This is a genomic window from Streptococcus sp. HF-100 (assembly GCF_015594635.1).
Taxonomy (GTDB): Bacteria; Bacillota; Bacilli; order Lactobacillales; family Streptococcaceae; genus Streptococcus; species Streptococcus vaginalis.
In genome coordinates this window covers 29,549-52,011 of the sequence record NZ_JADNQV010000006.1, presented here as the reverse complement: position 1 = coordinate 52,011, position 22,463 = coordinate 29,549, and the positions used below count along the sequence as shown (strand labels likewise).

General features: G+C 40.1%; 16 protein-coding genes and 1 riboswitch. Of the genes, 14 read left to right on the top strand and 2 right to left on the bottom strand.

What is annotated here, in order from left to right:
* Nucleotides 1-53: 53 nt before the first annotated feature.
* Nucleotides 54-1,394 carry a hemolysin family protein gene (locus IYQ23_RS06775; RefSeq protein WP_049507515.1) on the top strand — a complete coding sequence of 447 codons (1,341 nt, stop codon included), beginning with the start codon at nt 54-56 and terminating at the stop codon, nt 1,392-1,394.
* A gap of 152 nt (nt 1,395-1,546) precedes the next feature.
* Here IYQ23_RS06775 and treR read toward each other — a convergent pair whose 3' ends face one another.
* On the bottom strand, nt 1,547-2,257 hold the full coding sequence (gene treR / locus IYQ23_RS06770) for a trehalose operon repressor (RefSeq protein ID WP_126466553.1): 711 nt from the start codon (nt 2,255-2,257) through the stop codon (nt 1,547-1,549).
* Between the two features lie 179 nt (nt 2,258-2,436).
* On the opposite strand from treR, the gene treP reads away from it, so the two are divergent.
* The 8 genes from treP (at nt 2,437) to IYQ23_RS06730 (ending at nt 12,791) form a co-directional block, all read left to right on the top strand.
* The gene (gene treP / locus IYQ23_RS06765; protein ID WP_195674458.1) at nt 2,437-4,449 is read left to right on the top strand and encodes a PTS system trehalose-specific EIIBC component; all 2,013 of its coding nucleotides are present in this window, start codon (nt 2,437-2,439) and stop codon (nt 4,447-4,449) included.
* 206 nt (nt 4,450-4,655) lie between these two features.
* On the top strand, nt 4,656-6,287 hold the full coding sequence (treC, locus tag IYQ23_RS06760) for an alpha,alpha-phosphotrehalase (RefSeq protein ID WP_195674457.1): 1,632 nt from the start codon (nt 4,656-4,658) through the stop codon (nt 6,285-6,287).
* Nucleotides 6,288-6,446: 159 nt separating this feature from the next.
* Complete coding sequence (locus tag IYQ23_RS06755) at nt 6,447-8,657, top strand: endonuclease/exonuclease/phosphatase family protein (protein WP_195674456.1); 2,211 nt, start codon at nt 6,447-6,449, stop codon at nt 8,655-8,657.
* Nucleotides 8,658-8,823: 166 nt separating this feature from the next.
* Nucleotides 8,824-9,621 (top strand): pyruvate formate-lyase-activating protein, encoded by a 798-nt coding sequence (pflA, locus tag IYQ23_RS06750; RefSeq protein ID WP_195674455.1) that lies wholly within the window; start codon nt 8,824-8,826, stop codon nt 9,619-9,621.
* A 143-nt stretch (nt 9,622-9,764) separates the two neighbouring features.
* Entirely contained in the window at nt 9,765-10,700 is a 936-nt protein-coding gene (locus tag IYQ23_RS06745) for a manganese-dependent inorganic pyrophosphatase (protein ID WP_003025664.1), read from the top strand.
* A 49-nt stretch (nt 10,701-10,749) separates the two neighbouring features.
* A complete protein-coding gene (locus tag IYQ23_RS06740; protein ID WP_195674454.1) occupies nt 10,750-11,262 on the top strand; it encodes a YiiX/YebB-like N1pC/P60 family cysteine hydrolase in 513 nt (170 codons plus the stop codon).
* Nucleotides 11,255-11,926 carry a DUF1803 domain-containing protein gene (locus IYQ23_RS06735; protein ID WP_195674453.1) on the top strand — a complete coding sequence of 224 codons (672 nt, stop codon included), beginning with the start codon at nt 11,255-11,257 and terminating at the stop codon, nt 11,924-11,926. The genes IYQ23_RS06740 and IYQ23_RS06735 overlap by 8 nt, the downstream gene beginning before the upstream one ends.
* A 106-nt stretch (nt 11,927-12,032) precedes the next feature.
* Nucleotides 12,033-12,791, top strand: coding sequence for a CPBP family intramembrane glutamic endopeptidase (locus IYQ23_RS06730; RefSeq protein ID WP_106082935.1), 759 nt, complete (start codon nt 12,033-12,035; stop codon nt 12,789-12,791).
* A gap of 119 nt (nt 12,792-12,910) precedes the next feature.
* Here the strand turns inward: IYQ23_RS06730 and IYQ23_RS06725 are convergent, their stop codons facing one another.
* A complete protein-coding gene (locus tag IYQ23_RS06725) occupies nt 12,911-14,356 on the bottom strand; it encodes a UDP-N-acetylmuramoyl-L-alanyl-D-glutamate--L-lysine ligase (RefSeq protein WP_195674452.1) in 1,446 nt (481 codons plus the stop codon).
* An 85-nt stretch (nt 14,357-14,441) separates the two neighbouring features.
* Between IYQ23_RS06725 and IYQ23_RS06720 the strand changes: the two genes are divergently transcribed.
* The 5 genes from IYQ23_RS06720 (at nt 14,442) to upp (ending at nt 22,425) form a co-directional block, all read left to right on the top strand.
* Entirely contained in the window at nt 14,442-16,070 is a 1,629-nt protein-coding gene (locus IYQ23_RS06720; RefSeq protein WP_195674451.1) for a putative polysaccharide biosynthesis protein, read from the top strand.
* Between the two features lie 228 nt (nt 16,071-16,298).
* Nucleotides 16,299-17,393 carry a cystathionine gamma-synthase gene (locus tag IYQ23_RS06715; RefSeq protein ID WP_195674450.1) on the top strand — a complete coding sequence of 365 codons (1,095 nt, stop codon included), beginning with the start codon at nt 16,299-16,301 and terminating at the stop codon, nt 17,391-17,393.
* A 1-nt stretch (nt 17,394) separates the two neighbouring features.
* Nucleotides 17,395-18,561, top strand: coding sequence for a MalY/PatB family protein (locus IYQ23_RS06710; protein ID WP_195674449.1), 1,167 nt, complete (start codon nt 17,395-17,397; stop codon nt 18,559-18,561).
* A gap of 69 nt (nt 18,562-18,630) precedes the next feature.
* Nucleotides 18,631-18,783: riboswitch (M-box (ykoK) riboswitch) on the top strand.
* Nucleotides 18,784-19,043: 260 nt separating this feature from the next.
* Nucleotides 19,044-21,698, top strand: coding sequence for a magnesium-translocating P-type ATPase (mgtA, locus tag IYQ23_RS06705; RefSeq protein ID WP_195674448.1), 2,655 nt, complete (start codon nt 19,044-19,046; stop codon nt 21,696-21,698).
* A gap of 97 nt (nt 21,699-21,795) precedes the next feature.
* A complete protein-coding gene (gene upp, locus IYQ23_RS06700; protein WP_020999498.1) occupies nt 21,796-22,425 on the top strand; it encodes a uracil phosphoribosyltransferase in 630 nt (209 codons plus the stop codon).
* Nucleotides 22,426-22,463 lie beyond the last annotated feature (38 nt).

Below are 22,463 nucleotides of genomic sequence, written 5' to 3'. Positions count from 1 at the left end.
AGTCAAAAAGTATGCTATAATTAAGATTACTTATATATGAGGAGAGAACATTCATGGAAGACCCTAGCAGTCAGACCTTGTTACTGCAAGCTTTACTATTACTAGTCTTAACACTTTTAAATGCCTTTTTTTCAGCAGCAGAGATGGCGATGGTATCTTTAAATCGCGCTCGTGTAGAGCAAAAAGCTGAAGAAGGCGATGCAAAATACATTCGTTTGTTAAAAGTCTTGGAAAAACCTAATCACTTTTTATCCACCATTCAAGTTGGAATTACTTTGATTACAATTTTGTCAGGAGCTAGTTTGGCTAATACACTCGGTCGGGAAATTGCTTCTTGGATGGGAAATTCTGAGACCGCAAGAGCTATTGCAAGCTTCTTATCTGTTGCTATTTTGACTTATATTTCGATTGTTTTTGGTGAATTGTATCCAAAGAGAATCGCTCTGAACCTCAAAGATTCCCTAGCGGTTCGTACAGCGCCAGTTATCATCTTTTTGGGAAAAATTGTCAGTCCCTTTGTTTGGCTTTTATCAGCCTCTACCAATCTGCTCAGTCGAATCACTCCCATGACTTTTGATGATGCAGATGAGAAAATGACACGTGATGAGATTGAGTATATGCTGACCAATAGTGAAGAAACATTGGATGCAGATGAAATTGAAATGCTGCAGGGGATTTTTTCACTAGATGAGATGGTGGCGCGTGAGGTAATGGTGCCGCGTACCGATGCGTTTATGGTGGACATCAATGATGATACCAAGGAAATTATCGAAAGTATTTTGAGGCAGAATTTCTCACGAATCCCAGTCTATGATGATGACAAGGATAATGTTATTGGACTTATTCACACCAAACGTCTGTTAAATGAGGCGTTTACTAATGGTTTTGATAATATTGTACTACGAAAAATTTTGCAGGAACCGCTCTTTGTGCCAGAAACGATTTTCGTGGATGATTTGCTGACAGAGTTGCGGAATACGCAAAATCAAATGGCGATATTGTTAGATGAATATGGTGGTATGTCTGGTCTGGTAACGTTGGAAGACCTACTGGAAGAAATTGTCGGTGAGATAGATGATGAAACAGATAAGGCTGAAGTAGAGGTGTATCAGGTTTCTGACCATATTTATTTCGTCCTTGGAACCATGAGTTTGAATGACTTTAACGAGTATTTTGAAGTTGAACTGGAAAGTGATGACGTTGATACCATTGCGGGTTATTATTTGACGGGCGTAGGTTCGATACCCGACGTGAAAGAGCGTTTGAGTTATGAAGTGGAAAGTCAGGGCAAAAAGCTCATTTTAACCAATGATAAGGTAAAAAATGGACGTGTGACAAAGCTCAAAGTAGAAGTTTCTGAAATAGTAGAAGAAGAGGAAGAAGTTGAGAAATAGTCTCAGCTTCTTTCGTTTTTCAAAAATTGATAAGTTTACTTTACTTTTTATAAATATGTGAATGACATTAAAAATAAAGGAAGCAGATTGATGACAACGACATTCTTCCTTTATTTTTAATATTGAAGAGTGAATTTTGTGAAGGGTCATGATCATTTTTGCCGTTTGGAGAAGTCAACGAAACGGAATTTTTCGAGTTTATGACGACTATCTGTAAACTGAAATTGCTGTCCGTCTGCAAGATAAACTTTGGATTTGACAGAGACGACATGGTGGTCATTTCCAATGTTCATCAATATTTTATCGCGATTAGTGGCTGGATCAATTGTGATTTCTTTTTGGGCGTAAGAAATGTGCAGTCCCAGTTCATCTTCTAAATAAGCATAAATTGAATGCTCTGCAATTTCACGGCTAATAGAAGGGACAAAACTCTTATCAAGGTAATCAATATCCAAGACGGAGGCAATCCCGTCAACGACCCTTTGGCGAATAATCCGCCACATCAGACGGTATTCAGGAAAACCAGTAAGACTGGATAATTTTTTATCAACTGTAATTTTTTCTAACTGTATGACATTGGTTTTAGAATTCATTCCATGTTGCCGGACAAGTTCTTGGTAACTAGTTAGGTTGGAAACGGGAAAGTCAATCTGTTCTTGTTGGATGACTTTAGAGCCTTGACCTCTCATTTTTTGAATGAGACCAGCTTTTTGAAGCAAATCAAGCGATTTACGAATCGTGTCACGGCTGACCTTGTAGGCCTGGACAAGTTCGTGTTCGCTAGGAAGATAATCATTCATCTGATATTTCTCGTTTAGAATATCTTGTTCTAAGAGTTTAAAAATTTGTTCATATTTTTTCATGATATCCTCACTTGTTTTCTTTTTAGCATACAACTAAATAAATTTTACCAAAAAAGAGCCTTTTTTGCTACAAACAACTTGCAGACATCTTTGGCATCGTTTACAATAAATGTATCAATCAATTGTACAATGATGAAAAAAAGAAGGAGAGTGTTAGGTTAAGCCTAGCCAAACAGAAAATGGGAAAATTTGAGAAAGACGCCAAGACGCTATTAGATGCTATCGGTGGCAAGGAGAATGTCTCAGCAGTCAGCTATTGTGCAACTCGGATGCGCTTTGTATTGGCAGATGAAAAGAAGGCAGACGTAAAAGCAATTGAAGCCATTCCAGCTGTAAAGGGAACTTTTACAAATGCAGGGCAGTTTCAAGTCATTATCGGAAATGATGTGCCGATTTTCTACAATGATTTTACAGCTGTTTCAGGGATTGAAGGAGTATCAAAAGAAGCAGCCAAAGCTGCTGCCAAAAGCAATCAGAATCCAGTACAACGTGTCATGACAATGCTGGCGGAAATTTTCACTCCAATTATTCCAGCCATTATCGTTGGGGGGCTGATTCTCGGTTTCCGCAATATTCTGGAAGGTGTACAGATTCAGGCACTCGGTCAAAAAATGGTTGACGGTGTTGCTCAGTTTGCTAAAGACGGTACTCCGATTTACAATACGATTGTGGATGTATCACAGTTCTGGAGCGGAGTAAACTCATTCTTGTGGCTGCCGGGTGAAGCGATTTTCCACTTCTTGCCAGTTGGTATTGTCTGGTCTGTTTCTCGTAAAATGGGAACCAGCCAAATCCTCGGTATCGTTTTGGGAATCTGTCTGGTGTCTCCTCAGTTACTTAACGCTTATGCAGTAGCTGGTACGCCAGTTTCAGAAATTGCTAAAAACTGGGTATGGGATTTTGGTTTCTTCACAGTTAGAAAAATTGGATACCAAGCACAAGTTATTCCAGCTCTGCTTGCAGGATTGTCGCTATCTTATCTTGAAATCTTCTGGCGCAAACGCATTCCAGAAGTTGTGTCCATGATTTTTGTGCCATTCTTATCCTTGATTCCAGCTTTGATTCTAGCGCATACAGTCCTTGGTCCAATTGGTTGGACACTTGGACAATGGCTGTCAACAGCGGTGCTTGCTGGTCTGACTGGTCCTGTTAAATGGCTCTTTGGTGCGATATTTGGTGCCCTCTATGCTCCGTTTGTTATCACTGGTCTGCACCACATGACCAATGCCATTGATACACAGCTGGTTGCAGATACAGGCGGCACGGCGCTATGGCCAATGATTGCCTTGTCCAATATCGCTCAAGGTTCAGCTGTATTTGCTTACTATCTGATGAACCGTCATAATGAACGTGAAGCACAGATTTCTCTGCCAGCAACGATTTCTGCTTATCTAGGTGTTACAGAACCAGCCCTTTTCGGGGTCAACGTGAAGTACGTCTACCCATTTGTGGCAGGGATGATTGGTTCTTCTATCGCAGGTCTCTTATCCGTAACCTTTAACGTAACAGCCAATGCTATCGGAATCGGTGGAATTCCAGGTATCTTATCTATCCAAGCTAAATACATGCTTCCATTCTTCCTTATTATGTTAGTAGCTATTGCAGTACCGATGATTTTGACTTTCTTCTTCCGCAAGACAGGCATGTTTACAAAGACAGAAGATGAAAGTGTCAAATCACCGCAAATTGAAGCCATTGACGAAGCAAAAGAAGCCGCTCCAAAAGTAGATTTTGCAGAAATTGCTAGCCCACTGGCTGGAGAAGTCAAAGAATTAAGCCAAGCAACCGACCCTGTCTTTGCTCAAGGCGTGATGGGACAAGGAGTTGTCATTCTTCCAAGTGAGGAAGAACTGGTGGCCCCTGTGAACGGGACGGTATCAGTGCTTTTCCCAACCAATCATGCTGTTGGAATCGTGTCAGATGAAGGTGTCGAATTACTCATGCATATCGGTATGGACACAGTTAATCTCGACGGCAAAGGTTTTGAAGCTCATGTGGCTCAAGGAGACAGAGTGAGCGTAGGTCAGAAACTGGTTAGTTTTGATATAGCAGCTATTCAGGAAGCTGGCTTAGTGACTGAAACACCTGTGATTATCACAAATCAAGAGCAATTTCAGGCTGATGAACAGAGAACATTACCGCGGACTGTCGAACGTGGAGATAAGCTGATGACAGCTACTCGAATCGGGTAAAATGTTTGATACGATCTATGGTGAGCAGGATTTTATCTAACGAATGGACAAATTTATCTCAGTAATCCATTTGCCTCACTACTGGAAATCCAAGCAGCAATCTCTTAACGAGAGGCAAAAAGGCTCGTACAAAGAATAAAAGTAACGATAAAGGGGAGGAGCGCAAGCCCCGCCTCTTTCTTTTAGAAAATAGAAAAGGAAGACAAATGGCATTAGATAAGACAAAAGTCGTCTATCAAATTTATCCAAAATCATTTAAAGACACGACTGGCAATGGGCTAGGAGATTTTCAAGGCGTTATTGAGAAAATTCCTTACCTCAAAGAATTAGGAGTGGATATGGTCTGGCTCAATCCTTTCTATCCCAGCCCGCAGCGTGATAATGGTTATGATATTTCAGATTATACGGCTGTCAACCCTCTTTTTGGGACGATGTCTGACTTTGAAGAGATGGTCCAAGTTGGGAAAGAATACGGCATTGACTTCATGCTGGATATGGTCTTAAATCATTGCTCGACCGAGCATGAATGGTTTCAAAAAGCTTTAGCTGGCGATCCGTACTACCAAGATTTTTTCTTTCTGCGTGATGAGCCGACAGACTGGCTGTCTAAGTTTGGCGGCAGCGCCTGGGCGCCTTTTGGAACAACGGGCAAGTATTACCTGCACCTCTTTGATGTGACGCAGGCTGATCTCAACTGGCGCAATCCTCATGTCCGCAAAGAACTTTTCAAAGTTGTCAATTTTTGGCGGAACAAGGGTGTCAAGGGTTTTCGCTTTGATGTCATCAATCTGATTGGAAAAGATGAGGTGTTGGAAAACTGTCCGGAAAATGATGGTAAGCCTGCCTATACGGACAAGCCCATTGTACATGACTACCTGCACATGCTGAATGAAGCGACTTTCGGACAGGCTGACTCATTTATAACTGTCGGAGAAATGAGTGCGACTACTATTGAAAACTGCATTCTCTATACAGATCCGGCACGTCACGAATTGTCTATGGCTTTCAATTTCCATCATTTGAAGGTGGATTATGAAAATGGTCAAAAATGGAGCTTGAAAAAATTTGATTTCGAGGAACTCAAGCGTCTTTTCCATACGTGGGGCAAGGAAATGAGTGACCATGATGGCTGGAGTGCTCTATTTTGGAACAACCACGACCAGCCACGTGCCTTAAATCGTTTTGTTGATGTTCAGCATTTCCGCAATGAAGGAGCAACCATGCTTGCGGCCAGCATTCATCTATCTCGCGGCACGCCGTATATTTATATGGGAGAAGAAATCGGCATGGTGGATCCAGACTATGACTCTATGGCAGATTATGTGGATGTGGAGTCTATCAATGCCTATCAGATGCTGCTGGAGCAAGGCAAAACACCAGAAGAAGCTTTTGCAATTATTCAGGCCAAATCTCGCGATAATTCTCGCACTCCCATGCAGTGGGGTGATTCAGCAAATGCTGGCTTTACGACAGGCAGTCCTTGGCTTAAAGCAGGGAAATCTTATCCTGAAATCAATGTTGAAAATGAGATGCAAGGACCGATTTTCACTTTCTATCAAAAACTGATTGCCCTTCGCAAGGGACTTCCTATCATTGCCGAAGGCAGCTATCGACCAGTTTATGAAGACAGTCAGCAAGTTTATGCTTTCGAGCGTCAATTAGGTGACGAAAAACTTTTGGTACTCAATAACTTTTATCCAGATCCGATTACGATAGATATTTTACCAGAGTATCAAAATGGCGAAGTGCTCCTTTCCAATTATGAAGAAGCTCAAACAGCAGAAGTTGTAACATTAAGACCTTATGAAAGTTTGGCAATCATTGTAAATAAACACTAAATGCAGCAATAAATCCTAAAATCGACTGAATTGTTCAGCCGATTTTTTTAAATCCAAGAGAAAGCGTTTGCATTGTCCTTTTGTTTTATTTATAATAATTACGGTAGAAATACATCTCAAGGAAATTTGATTTCCAAATTATGATGTAAAGGAGAATATATGAAAAAAACTTCAAAACAATTGCCTGTATTGTTTGCGACAGCTATTTTGTTAGCTAGTAGCGTTCTAAGTCCTGTTGTTCAGGCAAATGAGGCGAGCTCTTCAAGTTCAGAAACTTCTGTAACAACGACTTCAGAGTCTAGTTCTGTTGCTTCGACAACTCAGTCGCAATCATCAGAAACAACTTCTGAAAGTTCGGCAAACAGTACGAGTAGTACGAATGAGCCAAGTAGCACAAGCGAAGAAACACCTAAGACAGAAGCTTCAAGCAGTGAAGCAAGAGCCACTATTTCTGAATTTACCGAGGTAGCCAATATTGGTCAAATTCAAGGCGAAGCGCATGAATCGCCTTATAATGGGAAAAAGGTGCGCGTGTCAAATGTAGTCGTCACTAAAACGGATCGATATGGCTTTTATGCACAAGACATAAAAGCTGACGGGAACGCAAAGACTTCAGATGCTATCTATGTAGTTTCAAAGGAAAAAGTAGCTGTTGGAGACCGATTGACGATTGAAGGTGAAGTTAAAGAAGGCTACATGGAGTCGCTCAGCGTCCGTCCGGGGCAAACTTTCCGTAAACCAATTGACAGCTTAACTGTAACACAATTGTTTGCTTCTAAGGTAACGAAAAACGGTACAGCCGCACTACCAGAACCAGTCAATATTTCAGAGCGTATGCCAAAAGATATCGTAGACAATACTCCGACTGTCTACGATCCAGAGCATGACGCCTTGGACTATTGGGAAAGTCTTGAAGGCATGTTGACAGCAGTTAAAAAACCTCATGTGCTTGGACCACAATATCGCGGGGATATCTATCTGTTGCCTGCTGGCTATCAAGAATTACCGTTAAATAATATCGGTGGTGTTAATTTACGTCCGAATGTGCAAAATACGGCAACCATTCCAGTTTATGTAGGAAATAAGTTTGTTGTCAAAGCCAAAGATTACTTTAATGAAGATGTTGTTGGAGTAGTGAGTTATTGCAGTAAAGTCTTTAAGTTAGAGCCGACCCAATTGCCAGCTTTGCAAGACGGTGGTTTGCAAAGAGAAGTTTCTAAACTTTACCCAAGTGAAGATAAATTGACGATTGCTTCTTACAATATTGAAAACTTCTCGGCGAACAATGCAGCGGGCGAAACACCTGACGCAAAAGTGGAGAAAATTGCCAAATCCTTTATCAATGAAATCCATAGTCCTGATATTATCACACTCATAGAAGTTCAAGATAATAACGGAAGTGTCAATGACGGCACAGTAAGTGGTGTTGAAAGCGGGGAAAAGTTAGCTGCTAAGATTAAACAATTAGGTGGCAAAGAGTATAAGTATGTCGAAATAGCTCCTGTTGACGGTGCAGACGGAGGAAAACCCGGTTCCAATATTCGTGTAGCTTTCTTGTACAATCCTCAACGAGTGAAGCTAGTAGAACGTGAAGCAGGAAGTAGCACAGAAGCGGCTACTTTCAAAGACGGTCATTTGGTGAAAAATCCTGCCAGAATAGCCCCAGCTAATCCAGTCTTTGAAAAAGTTAGAAAATCTTTAGCAGCTGAGTTTGAATTTAAAGGCGAACGGATTGTCGTGATTGCCAATCATTTGAAATCCAAGCTCGGGGACGATGCGGTTTATGGTTCAAAACAACCTGCAGTACAAAATACATTGGCACAACGGATTGAACAAGCTAAGTTGCTGAATGCCTTTGTAAAAGAAGGGTTGAAGCAAAATCCAAATTTGAAGTTTGTCTTAACTGGTGACTTTAATGACTTTGAATTTTCAGAAACTGCCAAAGCAGTGGCTGGTAATGAATTGGTAAATATGATGCTCAATCATGATGCAGCTGATCGGTATTCTTACTTCTACCGTGGCAGCAATCAAAGTTTAGATAATATCTTTGTTTCAAAAAATATTGCTGATAAAACAGTGTTCTCACCAGTTCACATTAATGCTTCTTTCATGGAAGAACACGGTCGGGCATCAGACCATGATCCCGTCATTGCACAGCTTGACTTTAGTCAGAAAAAAGATGACACGACGCCGACTCAACCAACTGAGCCAAAACCTTCTGGTGACAGCACAACTTCACCAAATAGAGATGATAAACCAACTAAAAAGAGAATTTTACCATCTACAGGAACAACAGGTGCTGAAGTAGCTGTTGTAGGGCTTGTCATCCTAAGTGCAACCCTCCTTTGGCGAAAGAAAGTGACGGATTAAAAGGAATAGATGAACGAGAGAGTTTTAAGATTCTCTCGTTTTTTTGAAAAATATTGAAAATGAAACTGAAAAACAGATTATTTTCTAAAAAATAGACAAATTGTCCCTCTATCTAGAAAAGAAGTGTTATAATAGTATTATAAAACGTTTTCAAGAGGATAAGACGATGGAAAAAGAAGTCATTGATTATGGAAAAGTAACAGGTATGGTCCATTCGACTGAAAGTTTTGGAGCTGTTGATGGGCCTGGTATCCGTTTCATTGTCTTTTTACAGGGTTGTAAAATGCGTTGCCAATATTGCCACAATCCAGATACATGGGCAATGGAAACCAATAATTCAAGAGAGCGAACGGTTGAAGACGTTTTGCAAGAAGCGCTTCGTTATCGTGGCTTTTGGGGTAAAAAAGGTGGGATTACAGTAAGTGGTGGTGAAGCTCTTTTGCAGATTAATTTTGTGATTGCACTTTTTACCAAAGCTAAAGAATTGGGAATTCATTGTACGTTAGATACTTGTGCGATGCCGTTCCGTAATACACCAGAGTATCTCAAAGTTTTTGATCGCCTGCTTGAAGTGACAGATTTAGTGTTGCTGGATATTAAAGAAATCAATGATGTCCAGCATAAATTTGTGACAGGGCACACCAATAAGAATATTTTGGAATGTGCAAAATATCTGTCTGATAAAGGTGTTCCAATGTGGATTCGCCATGTTTTGGTTCCAACGTTGACAGACCGTGATGACGACTTAAAAGAATTAGGTGAGTTTGTCAAAACGTTAAAAACAGTTGATAAATTTGAAGTGCTACCTTATCATACAATGGGAGAATTTAAATGGCGTGAATTAGGAATTCCTTATCCATTAGAAGGTATTAAACCACCAACTGCTGACCGAGTAAAAAATGCCAAAGAACTCATGAAAACCGAATCTTATACCGAGTATATGAACCGCGTACATAATAGTTAATAAAAGCAGGAAGTGAGATTTTGATCAGCACTCAAAAAGTTAGATAGAAAAACTGACGATTAAGTGCTTTTCTATTCCTCTCTTTGTGAAAATCTTAAAATTGTGCTAAAATAAAGTATATAAAAAGTTTACGAGGTACGATCATGTCTAAAATTTTAGTTTTCGGTCATCAAAATCCAGATTCAGATGCGATTGGCTCAGCTGTGGCCTTTGCTTATCTTGCGCGTGAAGCTTATGGCTTGGATACAGAAGCAGTGGCTCTTGGGACTCCAAATGAAGAAACAGCGTTTGTCTTGGATACTTTTGGTGTAAAAGCACCGCGTGTGGTGACATCTGCCAAAGCAGAAGGAGTTGAGCAAGTCATTTTAACAGACCATAATGAATTTCAACAATCTATTTCTGACATTGCAGAAGTAGAAGTGTATGGCGTTGTGGATCATCACCGTGTAGCGAATTTTGAAACAGCCAGCCCACTTTATATGCGTTTGGAGCCTGTTGGTTCAGCTTCTTCTATCGTTTATCGTATGTTTAAAGAATCTGGTGTAGCTGTACCAAAAGAACTTGCAGGCTTGATGCTCTCAGGTTTGATTTCAGACACGCTTCTTCTGAAATCACCAACCACTCATCCGAGTGATAAAGTGATTGCACCTGAGTTGGCAGAGCTTGCAGGAGTTGATTTGGAAAAATACGGTTTGGCTATGCTTAAAGCTGGAACGAACTTAGCAAGCAAATCTGCCGAAGAATTGATTGATATTGATGCTAAAACATTTGAATTAAACGGAAATCAAGTTCGTGTGGCACAGGTCAACACAGTTGATATTGCAGAAGTTTTAGAACGCCAAGCAGAACTGGAAGCAGCTATTGAAAAAACAAACGCAGCCAATGGTTATTCTGACTTTGTTTTAATGATTACTGACATTGTCAATTCAAACTCAGAAATCCTGGCAATCGGTCGCAATATGGACAAGGTAGAAGCAGCTTTCAACTTTGTTCTTGAAAATAATCACGCTTTCCTTGCTGGCGCTGTTTCTCGTAAGAAACAAGTCGTTCCGCAATTAACAGAAAGTTTTAATGCTTAAGAATAGAACAAAAAGGGAGTTTCGGCTCCTTTTTTGATACAATAGTTCTATGAAGACTCAAGATTTACAAAACGGGGATTTGCTTTTTGTGTCTAGTCAATCTGATATGGCAGAAGCTATTCAGCAATCAACTGGGCGGTATAACCATGTGGCAATCTTTTTTGACGGCTGGATGTACCATGCGACAAGTGAGCAAGGGGTCATAAAGCAGCCGATAGAAGAGTTTTTACAGGTTGATGAATCCTATGCTGTTTATGCTTTTCCTGACATAGATGCGAAAGCTGTCTGGGAAAGAGCGGAGCAGCATCTTTACAAGCCTTATAATAATAGCTTTTATCCAAATACGACAGGTTTTTACTGTTCTGAATATATTGCGGAAATCCTCCCCATTTTTGGAACTATTGCTATGCAGTTCGGTGATGAAGATGAGGAAGTTGCTCCTTTTTGGCAGCAGTATTACAAGGAATTGGGGCTAGCTGTTCCTCTTCATCAGCCGGGAACCAATCCTAGCCAATTGGCTCAATCCGAAAAATTAGTTTACAAAGGAAGATTAGATGATTAAAGTAATCAATCCCAGTCGTTTGACACGTCAGCCCTTTTTTCATGAATTGATAAATTACTTAGATCAACATGACGATGTTACTTTGCGAGAGATAAAGCGTGAGTTTGCAAATTTTCCCAATATTGATCGCTCTATAGAGGATTATATCAAGGCAGGCTATGTGCTTCGGGAAAATAAACGCTATCATCAAAGCGTTCCTCTGTTGGAAAATGTGACGGCTTTGTCTTTGGATCAGGAAGTCTTTGTGCGAGATGACAGTCCTCTTTATCAAGAATTGCTGAATATGCGTTTTGAGACGCATTTAACCAATCAAACAAATCAAGCTATTTTAGTAGAAAAAACGGATTTTCTCAGAGAGCAGTTGACGCTTTCCAATTATTTTTACAGGCTGAAACAACAATATCCATTGATCAATCAGCAACAAAAACTCTATGACTTGGTAGGAGATGTAAATCCTGAGTATGCTCTAAAATATATGACGACCTTCCTCTTAAAATATGGTCGAAAAACTGAGCTGATGCAGAAACGGCGTGATATTTTTGTAGATGCTCTAGTGATTTTAGGCTACATCGTGCCTAACGAAGCAAGAAAATACGAATTAAAGTTGGATTTTGATAAGGAAACATTGACCTTTCGTGTAAAGGAAGCATTAGATAAATTATAGAATAATAAAATTTTAAGATTTTTTTGATAAATTTATAGGTATAAGAGTTAAATTTAGCAAGATTTGGTAATCACTAAATCATTTCGTTTCATGAAAGGAATATATAGTGAATCTTTTAGCAAAAATTCGGCCCTCTCAGCCGTTGAAGTATCTGAAATGGTTTGATATTGTCATCGTGACAGCTTTGCTATTTGGGCGCTTTATCTATCGCTCGACAGAGCTCTATCTTGCCAGCTTGTCTCCGTCCACTACAGCAGCAGTAGCAGATGCAACTAGTAAAACAGCAAATGACGGGGCAGCTTATGTTAGCAACCTAGAATGGCAGCTCCTTATGTTAGCTTTGACGATAGCCTACTTAGTACTTCGCCGTTTTGATTTTAAGCAGTTGCCGATTCGTCTATCGTGGTCGGTACTCTTTTGGGTTCCCTTTATCTTTGCGGTGATGGGGATTGTGGCAGACACGGTGACAACCCTTAGCGGAGAATATAATTATTTTAATCCGCAATTATGGAAATACTTTGATCTGCTAGAAATTTTCCGTAAATTTACCGATTTGACACCGATGCTGATTCTCTATGCTTTGCTCAACGGCTTTTACGAAGAATTTTTCTTCTTGGGGCTATTGACCTCAGTAAAAGACAAATATAAGTGGTGGGTTCTTCTTTATTCGACAATTATTCGTGTCTCTTTCCATACCTATCAGGGGATGCTCTGGGCGCTGACGATTGGTGTTGGTTTTGGACTTCTCTATTATTTCCTTTACAAATACAAGGTTAAAAATCTCTTGCCTTTCTTCCTCGTACATGCTCTTGCGGATATGTATGGATCAAGTCTAATGTATGTTTTGATTAGTTGGAGAAAATAAAATCATAAAGCAAGATTTTGATTTCTAAAGAATTGTGCATTTCTATTTGTTAGTATAAATTTGTAATTTTTCTTCAATAATTAAAGGTCGAAAACGTTTGTCTCGACCTTTATTAGTTTCTATAAATATTTTTCTGCAATCGCATAATCACCTGGATAGTTAGCTTTTTTACCATTTATAATTTGGTAGCAATCAGCGCCTTTGCCTGCTAGAATGACAGCATCGCCTTCTTTACTAGTTAAGCCAAGGGCTTTTTTAATAGCTTCTTCGCGGTCAGCAATCATATCAACATCAAAGGATATGTAAGAAGCAATTTCTTTGGCAATGGCAATTGGATCTTCGTAATTTGGATCATCTGCTGTCAGGATAACGGTCAATTCTGGATGTTGATTGATTAGTAGACCAAAATCTTTGCGACGGCTTTCTCCTTTATTTCCAGTTGCACCGAGCACCAAAACAATCCTACCTTTTTGATGCTCTTGCACAACCGATAGGAGATTGGCGAGACTGACACCATTGTGTGCGTAATCCACAAACACTTTGGCACCATTTTTTTGAGTCAGCACTTCCATACGTCCAGGTACGCGTGTGTTTGCAATTCCCTTCTTGATGTCCGCAATGGAAGCACCCAAGCGGAGACAGGCAAGGCTAGCAGCAAGCGCATTTTCTTGGTTGAAACGACCAATCAGCTGAATGTCAAATTTCTCTGCTAACTTTCCGCTTGTTTCAAAAGAGAAGGCTTGCGAGTGATGAATTTGATTGTCTGAATACTGTCCGTAGAAATCATGTTCCATGGAAGTAACTTGCTCAGCCAAAACTTCAAAATGGTCCATTTCGCTATTGACCACCACAGCTCGGCTATTTTCCATGAGGAGTCGCTTATGATAAAAATAATCTTCAAATGTCGGATGTTCAATTGGTCCGATGTGATCAGGACTAATATTGAGGAAAACGCCAACATCAAAGGTCAAACCATAAACCCGCTTTTTCAGGTAAGCCTGACTGGAAACTTCCATGATGAGATGAGTTCGACCATTTTCAACAGCTGTCGCCATCATTTTGAACAAATCCAAGCTTTCCGGTGTTGTCAAAACAGATTTGAAGAAATGTTCTCCATCAAGCGTCGTGTTCATGGTAGACAAGAGAGCTGGCTTATGACTTTGTTGGAGGATATGATAGGCAAAATAAGCAGACGTTGTCTTTCCTTTAGTTCCTGTAAATGCGAGCAGTTTGAGTTTATCTTGTGGATTTCCATAAAATTCCATAGCAAGAAGGCTCATGGCTTGCTTTACGTCGTTGACTAGAATCACCGGAATAGTTACTTCAAAATCCGTCTCACTGACATAGAACTGTAAGCCTGATTCAACAGCTTTTTCCAAAAATTCTTTTTTAAAATTGTCACCCTTGACAAAGAAAAGAGTGGAAGCATCCACTTCACGGCTGTCGTAGCTGATATTATCAAATGTGAAATCAGTAGCTCTATAAAGGAAATGTCCTTGGTCAATGATCTCGCGGAAATTGTGATCCTTTTTTAAAATATTTAATGCGTTTTCAATTGTTATCATATTTCTATTGTAAACTTAATGGCGAGGTTTTACAAGCGGAAAGGAAAAGTTTATAATAAGATGAGACTATTTTCAGAGGTTATGTATGGACCAACAAACAACAAATCAACAAAAGCAAATGCTTCTAGGGACAGCTTGGCTAACAGCTAGTAACTTTATCAGCCGTTTTTTAGGGGCAATTTATATCATTCCTTGGTATATCTGGATGGGGAAACACGGTGCAGAAGCCAATGGCTTGTTTACCATGGGCTACAATATTTATGCTTGGTTTCTTCTGATTTCTACGGCAGGAGTTCCAGTTGCAGTCGCCAAGCAAGTTGCCAAGTATAATACGATTGATCAAAAAGATCATAGTTTTACTCTCATTCGTGAATTTTTGAAATTCATGCTCTTGTTGGGAGTCATTTTTGCAGTGATCATGTATCTCTTATCACCGTTCTTTGCGCGTGTATCAGGAGTTGGGAAAGAGCTGATTCCAGTTATGCAGAGTCTGTCGTGGGCTGTGCTAGTATTTCCAGCCATGAGTGTTATTCGTGGATTTTTCCAAGGTTTTAACAATTTGAAACCGTATGCTATGAGCCAGATTGCCGAGCAGGTCATTCGTGTGATTTGGATGCTGCTTGCAACATTTTTCATTATGAAATTGGGCTCTAAAGATTATGTTGCTGCAGTGACCCAATCTACTTTTGCAGCCTTTGTCGGTATGTTTGCCAGTATGGCGGTTTTGGTTTATTTTCTTTGGAAAACCAATCTCTTGACATCTATCTTACACAAACCGGCTAATAGTGCTGAAATCAACAGCCGTGCTTTGCTGGTGGATACGATTCGTGAAGCCATTCCTTTTATCATCACGGGTTCTGCTATTCAGCTTTTCCAAATCATTGACCAGATGACATTTATCAATACGATGAAATGGTTCACCAATTATAGCAATTCTCAGCTGGTGGTTATGTTCAGTTATTTCTCTGCCAATCCAAATAAGATTACCATGATTTTGATTGCAGTAGCAACTTCGATCGGTGGTGTAGGAATTCCTTTGCTGACAGAAAACTATGTCAAAGGTGATTTAAAGGCGGCTGCGCGCTTGGTTCAAGATAATTTGAGTATGTTACTGCTGTTTCTTTTACCAGCAACGATTGGCTCTGTCTTAGTAGCCCGTCCTTTGTACACGATTTTCTACGGACGACCAGATAGTTTAGCTCTGGGGCTCTTCATTTTTGCTATGTTACAGACGATTATTCTTGGCGTCTATACTGTCTTATCGCCAATGATTCAGGCGCTGTTCCAAAATCGTAAAGCAATTATCTATTTTGGTTATGGAGTTCTTGTTAAGCTCATTTTGCAAATTCCATTTATTTATCTGTTTAGAGCCTATGGACCGCTTCTGGCAACGACAATTGGACTCATCGTTCCAATCATTCTGATGTACCAACATATTCGTCAAGTAACTGGACTCAATCAAACCATTCTCTTCAAACGGAGTTTGTTGATTGGGATTTTAACAGCAGTTATGGCTCTTTTGATTGCCATTGTGGAAGTCGTACTTGGCTTTGTTTTTCATCCAAGTGGACGCATTTCGAGTATGCTTTATTTGGTTATCATCGGTGGCTTGGGCATGGCTATTTATGGAGCAATGGTTTTGCGAGTCCGTTTGTTAGATCGCTTTATCGGTGAGAAAGCTCAAACCTTACGTCAAAAATTTCATATTCATTAAAAGGCTGCAAGGCTTTTTAATGTTGTAGAAAAATTATAAAAATTAAGCTATAATGAAAATAGCTATTCTTGCAATCAAGTTCTATAATTTTTTGAATAGTCAGTATAGTTTAAAACTATATCTAGCTCTTGAAAAGAACAAAACACAGTATTTTCGTAAGATGTTACAATAGAATCACTTAGAATAATAAAGGTTGATTGATTCTATTTCGATCTTATGGAGCTTATTATGGATAAAAAATTACAATTAGATACTCTTTTAGCTCATGCTGGTATTAAAACAGATGAAGCAACAGGTGCCTTGACAACTCCTTTGCATTTTTCAACGACCTATCAGCATCCAGAATTTGGAAAATCCACTGGATATGACTATACGCGCACGAAAAACCCAACGCGAAGCAGCTTGGAAAAGACGTTAGCAGCCATTGAGCATGCGGATTATGCATTAGCTACGAGCTCAGGAATGAGCGCCATTGTTTTGGCTTTTAGTGTTTTTCCAGTTGGAAGCAAGGTTCTAGCAGTTCGTGACCTTTATGGCGGTTCTTTTCGCTGGTTTCATCAAGTGGAGCAAGAAGGGCGCTTTCACTTTACATATGCAAATACGGAAGAAGAATTACTTGCGGCTTTAACAGAGGATATAGATTTGGTGTATCTGGAAACCCCGACGAATCCGTTAATGCTTGAGTTTGATATTGCGGCTATTGCAGAAAAAGCTCATGCAAAAGGTGCAAAGGTTATTGTAGATAACACATTTTATACTCCAATCTATCAACGTCCTTTGGAAAATGGAGCGGATCTTGTGCTACATTCGGCAACTAAGTACTTAGGAGGACATAATGATGTTCTGGCTGGTGCTCTTATGACGAGTAACAAAGAGCTTTATAAGAATCTATTCTACAATCTCAATACGACAGGAGCTGTCTTATCTCCATTTGATAGTTATCTCTTGCTTCGAGGTTTGAAAACTTTGTCTCTACGTATGGAACGTTCAACAAAAAACGCACAAGCTGTAGCAGCTTTCTTGAAAGATTCGCCAGCAGTAAAAGAGGTTCTCTATCCGGGAAAAGGCAGCATGATTTCCTTTAAAATCAAAAATGAAGCAGTTATTCCACATTTGCTAAATACGTTAAAAGTCTTTACCTTTGCAGAAAGCTTGGGGGGAGTAGAAAGTTTGATTACCTATCCTGCGACTCAGACACACGCAGATATTCCAGCTGACGTGCGGAAATCCTACGGTTTAACAGATGACTTATTGCGATTGTCCATTGGAATCGAAGACAGCCAAGACTTGATCACAGATTTAAAATTTGCTTTGGAGGTATAATATGAGCAAATACAATTTTCAAACAGCACCGAATCGCTTGTCTCACCACACTTATAAGTGGAAAGAGACAGAGACAGATCCTCAATTGCTGCCAGCATGGATTGCAGATATGGACTTTGAGGTCATGCCGGAAGTAAAAAATGCGATTCATGACTATGCAGAGCAGTTGGTTTATGGCTATACTTATGCGAGTGATGAGCTGCTCCAAGCGGTGTTGGATTGGGAAAAGAGCGAACATCAGTATTCGTTTGATAAGGAAGATATCGTTTTTGTAGAAGGTGTTGTGCCAGCTATTTCTCTTGCGATTCAAGCCTTTACCAAAGAAGGAGACGCTGTTCTAATCAATTCTCCTGTCTATCCACCTTTTGCTCGTAGCGTTCGCTTAAACAATCGAAAATTGGTATCTAATTCTCTCAAAGAAGAAAACGGTTTGTTTCAAATTGACTTTGAGCAATTGAAAAAAGAGATTGTCGAAAATAATGTGAAATTGTATCTTCTTTGCAGTCCGCACAATCCCGGAGGACGTGTTTGGGAAAGAGAGGTTTTGGAAAGAATCGGTCATCTTTGTCAAAAACACCAGGTTATCTTGGTATCAGATGAGATTCATCAAGATTTGACCTTGTTTGGTCATGAGCATGTTTCCTTTAATACCATTTCACCTGATTTTAAAGAATTTACCATCATACTGTCTAGTGCTACCAAGACCTTTAATATTGCAGGCACTAAAAATTCCTATGCTGTTATTGAAAATCCTGCATTGCGTGCACGGTTTAAACGTCAGCAGCTTGCCAATAACCACCATGAAGTGTCAAGTTTAGGTTATATTGCGACAGAAACGGCCTATCGCTATGGCAAACCTTGGTTGGTGGCATTAAAAGCTGTTTTAGAAGAAAATATTCAATTTGCGGTGGATTATTTTGCCAAAGAAGCTCCGCGGTTAAAAGTTATGAAACCACAAGGAACGTATCTAATTTGGCTTGATTTTAGCGATTATGGTTTGACAGATGATGAACTTTTTACTTTGTTGCATGACCAAGCCAAAGTCATTCTCAATCGAGGAAGCGATTATGGAAGTGAGGGCGAACTTCATGCAAGGCTGAATATTGCAGCGCCTAAGTCTTTAGTAGAAGAGATTTGCAAGAGAATTGTACGTTGTTTGCCGCAATAAGAATGAAAAGAAATTTTCAGAAACAGCCATTTTGGGTTGACAATCATTCTCAAGTGGAGTATAGTTAGTATGAAAAATCGGTAGGTGAGGCTACCATAGGGATACGGATGACTACCGCAAAGTAGTGGAGACACTACGCGTTGGTTAGCAGTTGAGATCGCTAAGGTTTCGACTAATGTCATTTCACCGCCCTACGGAGTTAAAGCTTGAACGGTAACACAAGACATACAGTCCTGCCATGTTTTTCATGGTAGGATTTTATTGTTTTTTAGCTGATTTTTTAAAAGGAAACTGCAGGGGAAAGGAGTGAGGAATATGGCAAATGATGATCACCCGAGTCAACAGAAAATCAGTCGATTACCATACATGAGCATTCCTCATGCTCCCTTTGTAATCGACTCTAGCAAATGAACGATATCTGAGCAAAAAGCTGTGTGCAGTTATTTTGTTGCTTGGATGCGTCTTAGATAGAGGAGAAATCAGTGAAAACAGCAAAAGAAAGATTAACAGATGCTCTTCGCATGTCTGTAGTGGATACGATGACTTTTTTCAACACTTCCAGAGCAGGGCTGACAGAAGAGCAAGTAGAAGAAAACCGTGATATATACGGCGAAAATGAATTGACAAAAGGGCAAGAAGATTCCATTTTTAAAAAGATTTATGAGTCCATTATCAATCCCTTTACCGTTATTCTCTTACTCATTGCTTTGGTATCCTTGGTTACCAATGTTTGGCTGGCAAAGCCAGGACAAGAAGATCCGACGACATTTATCATCATCGTTGTCCTTGTCTTGTTGTCTGGTAGTATTCGCTTTGTGCAAGAATTGCGGAGCGACAAAGCGGCCAGTAATCTTTCACGTATGATTGTCAATACAGTGACAGTTGTTCGTGAGGGAAAAGAGCAAGAAATTCCGATTACAGAATTAGTGGTGGGAGACATTATCCGCTTGAGTGCAGGAGATATGCTGCCAGCAGATGTGCTAATCTTGGATTCACGCGACTTCTTTGTGCAACAGTCAGGTTTGACAGGTGAAAGTGATGCTGTTGAAAAAATGGCGCTGGATAAATGTGAGACAAAAGAAGCAGATAGCTTGCTTGAGTCTGAAGCACTTGCCTTTATGGGAACCAATGTAATATCTGGCCGTGCCATTGCTCTTGTTCTGGTCGTTGGAGACGATACCAAGATGGGTGCTATTGAGCAAACGCTCAATACTTATGATGAACCAACTTCATTTGAGCGGGAAATGAACAGCATTTCATGGTTGCTCATTCGTCTCATGCTGGTACTTGTGCCCGTTGTCTTTTTCATCAATGGTCTGACAGACGGAGATTGGTTGGAGGCTGGTGTATTTGCACTTAGTGTCGGTGTTGGTTTGACACCAGAAATGCTGCCTATGGTCATCACTGCAAGCTTGGCTAAGGGTTCTATTCTTATGGCAAAAGAAAAAGTTGTCATCAAGAAACTCAATGCCATTCAAGATTTGGGAGCGATTGATATCCTTTGCACGGATAAAACAGGTACATTGACGCAAGATGAGATTGTCTTGGAATATCCGCTGGATATTCATGGAGAGCTTGATTTAGCCGTTCTTCGCAGGGCGTATCTTAATTCGTATTACCAAACAGGGCTAAAAAACCTAATGGATCGTGCTATTATCAATCGGACAGAAAAAGAAGCTGAAAAGCATGAAATCGTTCGGAACTTGGACCAAACTTTTAAGAAAATTGATGAATTGCCTTTTGATTTTGAACGCCGCCGCATGAGTGTGCTGGTTCGAGATGATGAAAATGTCGTTAGCATGGTAACAAAAGGTGCTTTGGAAGAAATGTTAGCCATTTCAAATTATGTCGAAGACAAAGGGGAAATCCTTCCTTTGACAGAGGAAATTCGTCAAGAAATTTTAGCAGAAGTAGCACAGTTAAATGAGCAAGGTCTGCGCGTGCTGGGGGTTAGCTATCGCTCAGACTTAGATGCTGACTATGAATACACAGTAGAAGATGAGTCTGATATGATTTTGACGGGTTATCTTGCTTTCCTTGACCCGCCAAAACCTTCTGCAGCGCCTGCTATCAAGGCTTTAACAGAATATGGTGTTGCCACCAAAATTTTGACAGGGGACAATGAAAAAGTCACAGAAGCAGTCTGTGAAAAAGTTGGCTTAGATGCAGAACATATCCTACTTGGCTCTGTGATTGAAACGATGTCGGATGACGAATTGAGCAAGGTGGTTGAAACCACAACTGTTTTTGCAAAATTATCTCCCGACCAAAAAGCGCGTATCATTTTGCAGCTGAAAGCAAATGGGCATAAGGTTGGCTATATGGGAGACGGCATCAATGATGCACCTTCTATGAAAGTAGCTGATGTAGGGATTTCAGTTGATACAGCTGTCGATATTGCTAAAGAAACAGCTGATGTTATCCTGTTAGATAAGGACTTGTTGGTGCTTGAAAAAGGCTTGGTGGAAGGTCGCAAAGTCTATGCTAATATGACCAAATATATCAAGATGACAGTCAGTTCCAACTTCGGGAATATCTTTTCCTTGTTGATTTCAAGTATTTTCCTACCATTTTTGCCTATGGCACCGATTCATCTGATTGTGCTAAACTTGGTGTATGATATTTCTTGTATCGCTTTGCCATTTGACAATGTCGACCGTGAATTTTTGCAAAAACCTCGCATTTGGAGTGCCAAATCCATTACGCGCTTCATGGCTTGGATTGGTCCGATTAGTTCTATTTTTGACTGTTTGACCTTTTTGATTTTGTTCTTTATCATCGCACCGATGATGACAGGTTCTGTTTACCATCATGGTATGTCTAGCGAGTTCATTACTATTTTCCAAACAGGCTGGTTTATTGAGTCCATGTGGACGCAAACCATGGTTATCTACATGCTACGCTCACCTAAACTGCCATTTATTCAAAGCAGACCGGCTTTGTCTGTAGTTATGACAACGCTAGCAGCCGTGTTCTTTGTAACCTTATTGCCCTACGGTCCTTTTGCAGCACTTTTAAAAGTGGCTCCATTAAACGGTACTTATTTCTTATTCTTAATCCTTGTCATGATTTTATATATGGCAAGTATTACGTTTGTGAAGCATCTTTATATTAAGAAATACCATGAATGGTTGTAAGCAATTGACAATCTTTGAAAAGGCTTGTTTGTCACGAGCCTTTTTTATGTTTTTTTGATATAATAAGAAGAATAAATTGAAAGAAGGAAAACCAATCATGGAAAAATTTCAAGTGATCGCACATCCGCTCATTCAGCATAAATTGTCTATCTTACGTCGTACGGATACCTCTACTAAGGCTTTTCGTGAGTTAGTAAATGAAATTGCTATGCTGATGGGCTATGAAGTTTTACGTGACTTACCATTAGAAGATGTGGAAATTGAAACGCCGATTACAAAGACGGTTCAAAAACAATTGGCTGGTAAAAAATTAGCCATTGTTCCAATCTTACGTGCAGGTATCGGTATGGTGGATGGTCTTTTGAGCCTTGTGCCAGCTGCTAAAGTTGGACATATTGGTATGTATCGCGACGAAGAAACCCTAAAACCAGTTGAGTACCTCGTGAAGTTACCAGAAGATATTAGCCAACGTCAAATCTTTGTGGTGGATCCAATGCTGGCGACAGGTGGATCTGCCATTTTAGCCATTGATTCATTGAAAAAGCGCGGAGCGCACAATATTAAATTTGTCTGCCTTGTTTCAGCGCCAGAAGGTGTGGCAGCTTTACAGGAAGCTCACCCAGACGTGGAAATTTTTACAGCGGCCCTTGATGATCACTTGAATGAAAACGGCTATATCGTTCCAGGATTGGGAGATGCAGGAGATCGTCTTTTCGGTACAAAATAATGAGTTTTATGTTTGACCTTTTTTGACCAAAAGACTAT

Coding starts and splice junctions, on each gene's coding strand:
- IYQ23_RS06775 (WP_049507515.1), top strand. CDS start 54: ATGGAAGACCCTAGCAGTCAGACCTTGTTACTGCAAGCTTTACTATTA.
- treR (WP_126466553.1), bottom strand. CDS start 2,257: ATGAAAAAATATGAACAAATTTTTAAACTCTTAGAACAAGATATTCTA.
- treP (WP_195674458.1), top strand. CDS start 2,437: ATGGGAAAATTTGAGAAAGACGCCAAGACGCTATTAGATGCTATCGGT.
- treC (WP_195674457.1), top strand. CDS start 4,656: ATGGCATTAGATAAGACAAAAGTCGTCTATCAAATTTATCCAAAATCA.
- IYQ23_RS06755 (WP_195674456.1), top strand. CDS start 6,447: ATGAAAAAAACTTCAAAACAATTGCCTGTATTGTTTGCGACAGCTATT.
- pflA (WP_195674455.1), top strand. CDS start 8,824: ATGGAAAAAGAAGTCATTGATTATGGAAAAGTAACAGGTATGGTCCAT.
- IYQ23_RS06745 (WP_003025664.1), top strand. CDS start 9,765: ATGTCTAAAATTTTAGTTTTCGGTCATCAAAATCCAGATTCAGATGCG.
- IYQ23_RS06740 (WP_195674454.1), top strand. CDS start 10,750: ATGAAGACTCAAGATTTACAAAACGGGGATTTGCTTTTTGTGTCTAGT.
- IYQ23_RS06735 (WP_195674453.1), top strand. CDS start 11,255: ATGATTAAAGTAATCAATCCCAGTCGTTTGACACGTCAGCCCTTTTTT.
- IYQ23_RS06725 (WP_195674452.1), bottom strand. CDS start 14,356: ATGATAACAATTGAAAACGCATTAAATATTTTAAAAAAGGATCACAAT.
- IYQ23_RS06720 (WP_195674451.1), top strand. CDS start 14,442: ATGGACCAACAAACAACAAATCAACAAAAGCAAATGCTTCTAGGGACA.
- IYQ23_RS06715 (WP_195674450.1), top strand. CDS start 16,299: ATGGATAAAAAATTACAATTAGATACTCTTTTAGCTCATGCTGGTATT.
- IYQ23_RS06710 (WP_195674449.1), top strand. CDS start 17,395: ATGAGCAAATACAATTTTCAAACAGCACCGAATCGCTTGTCTCACCAC.
- upp (WP_020999498.1), top strand. CDS start 21,796: ATGGAAAAATTTCAAGTGATCGCACATCCGCTCATTCAGCATAAATTG.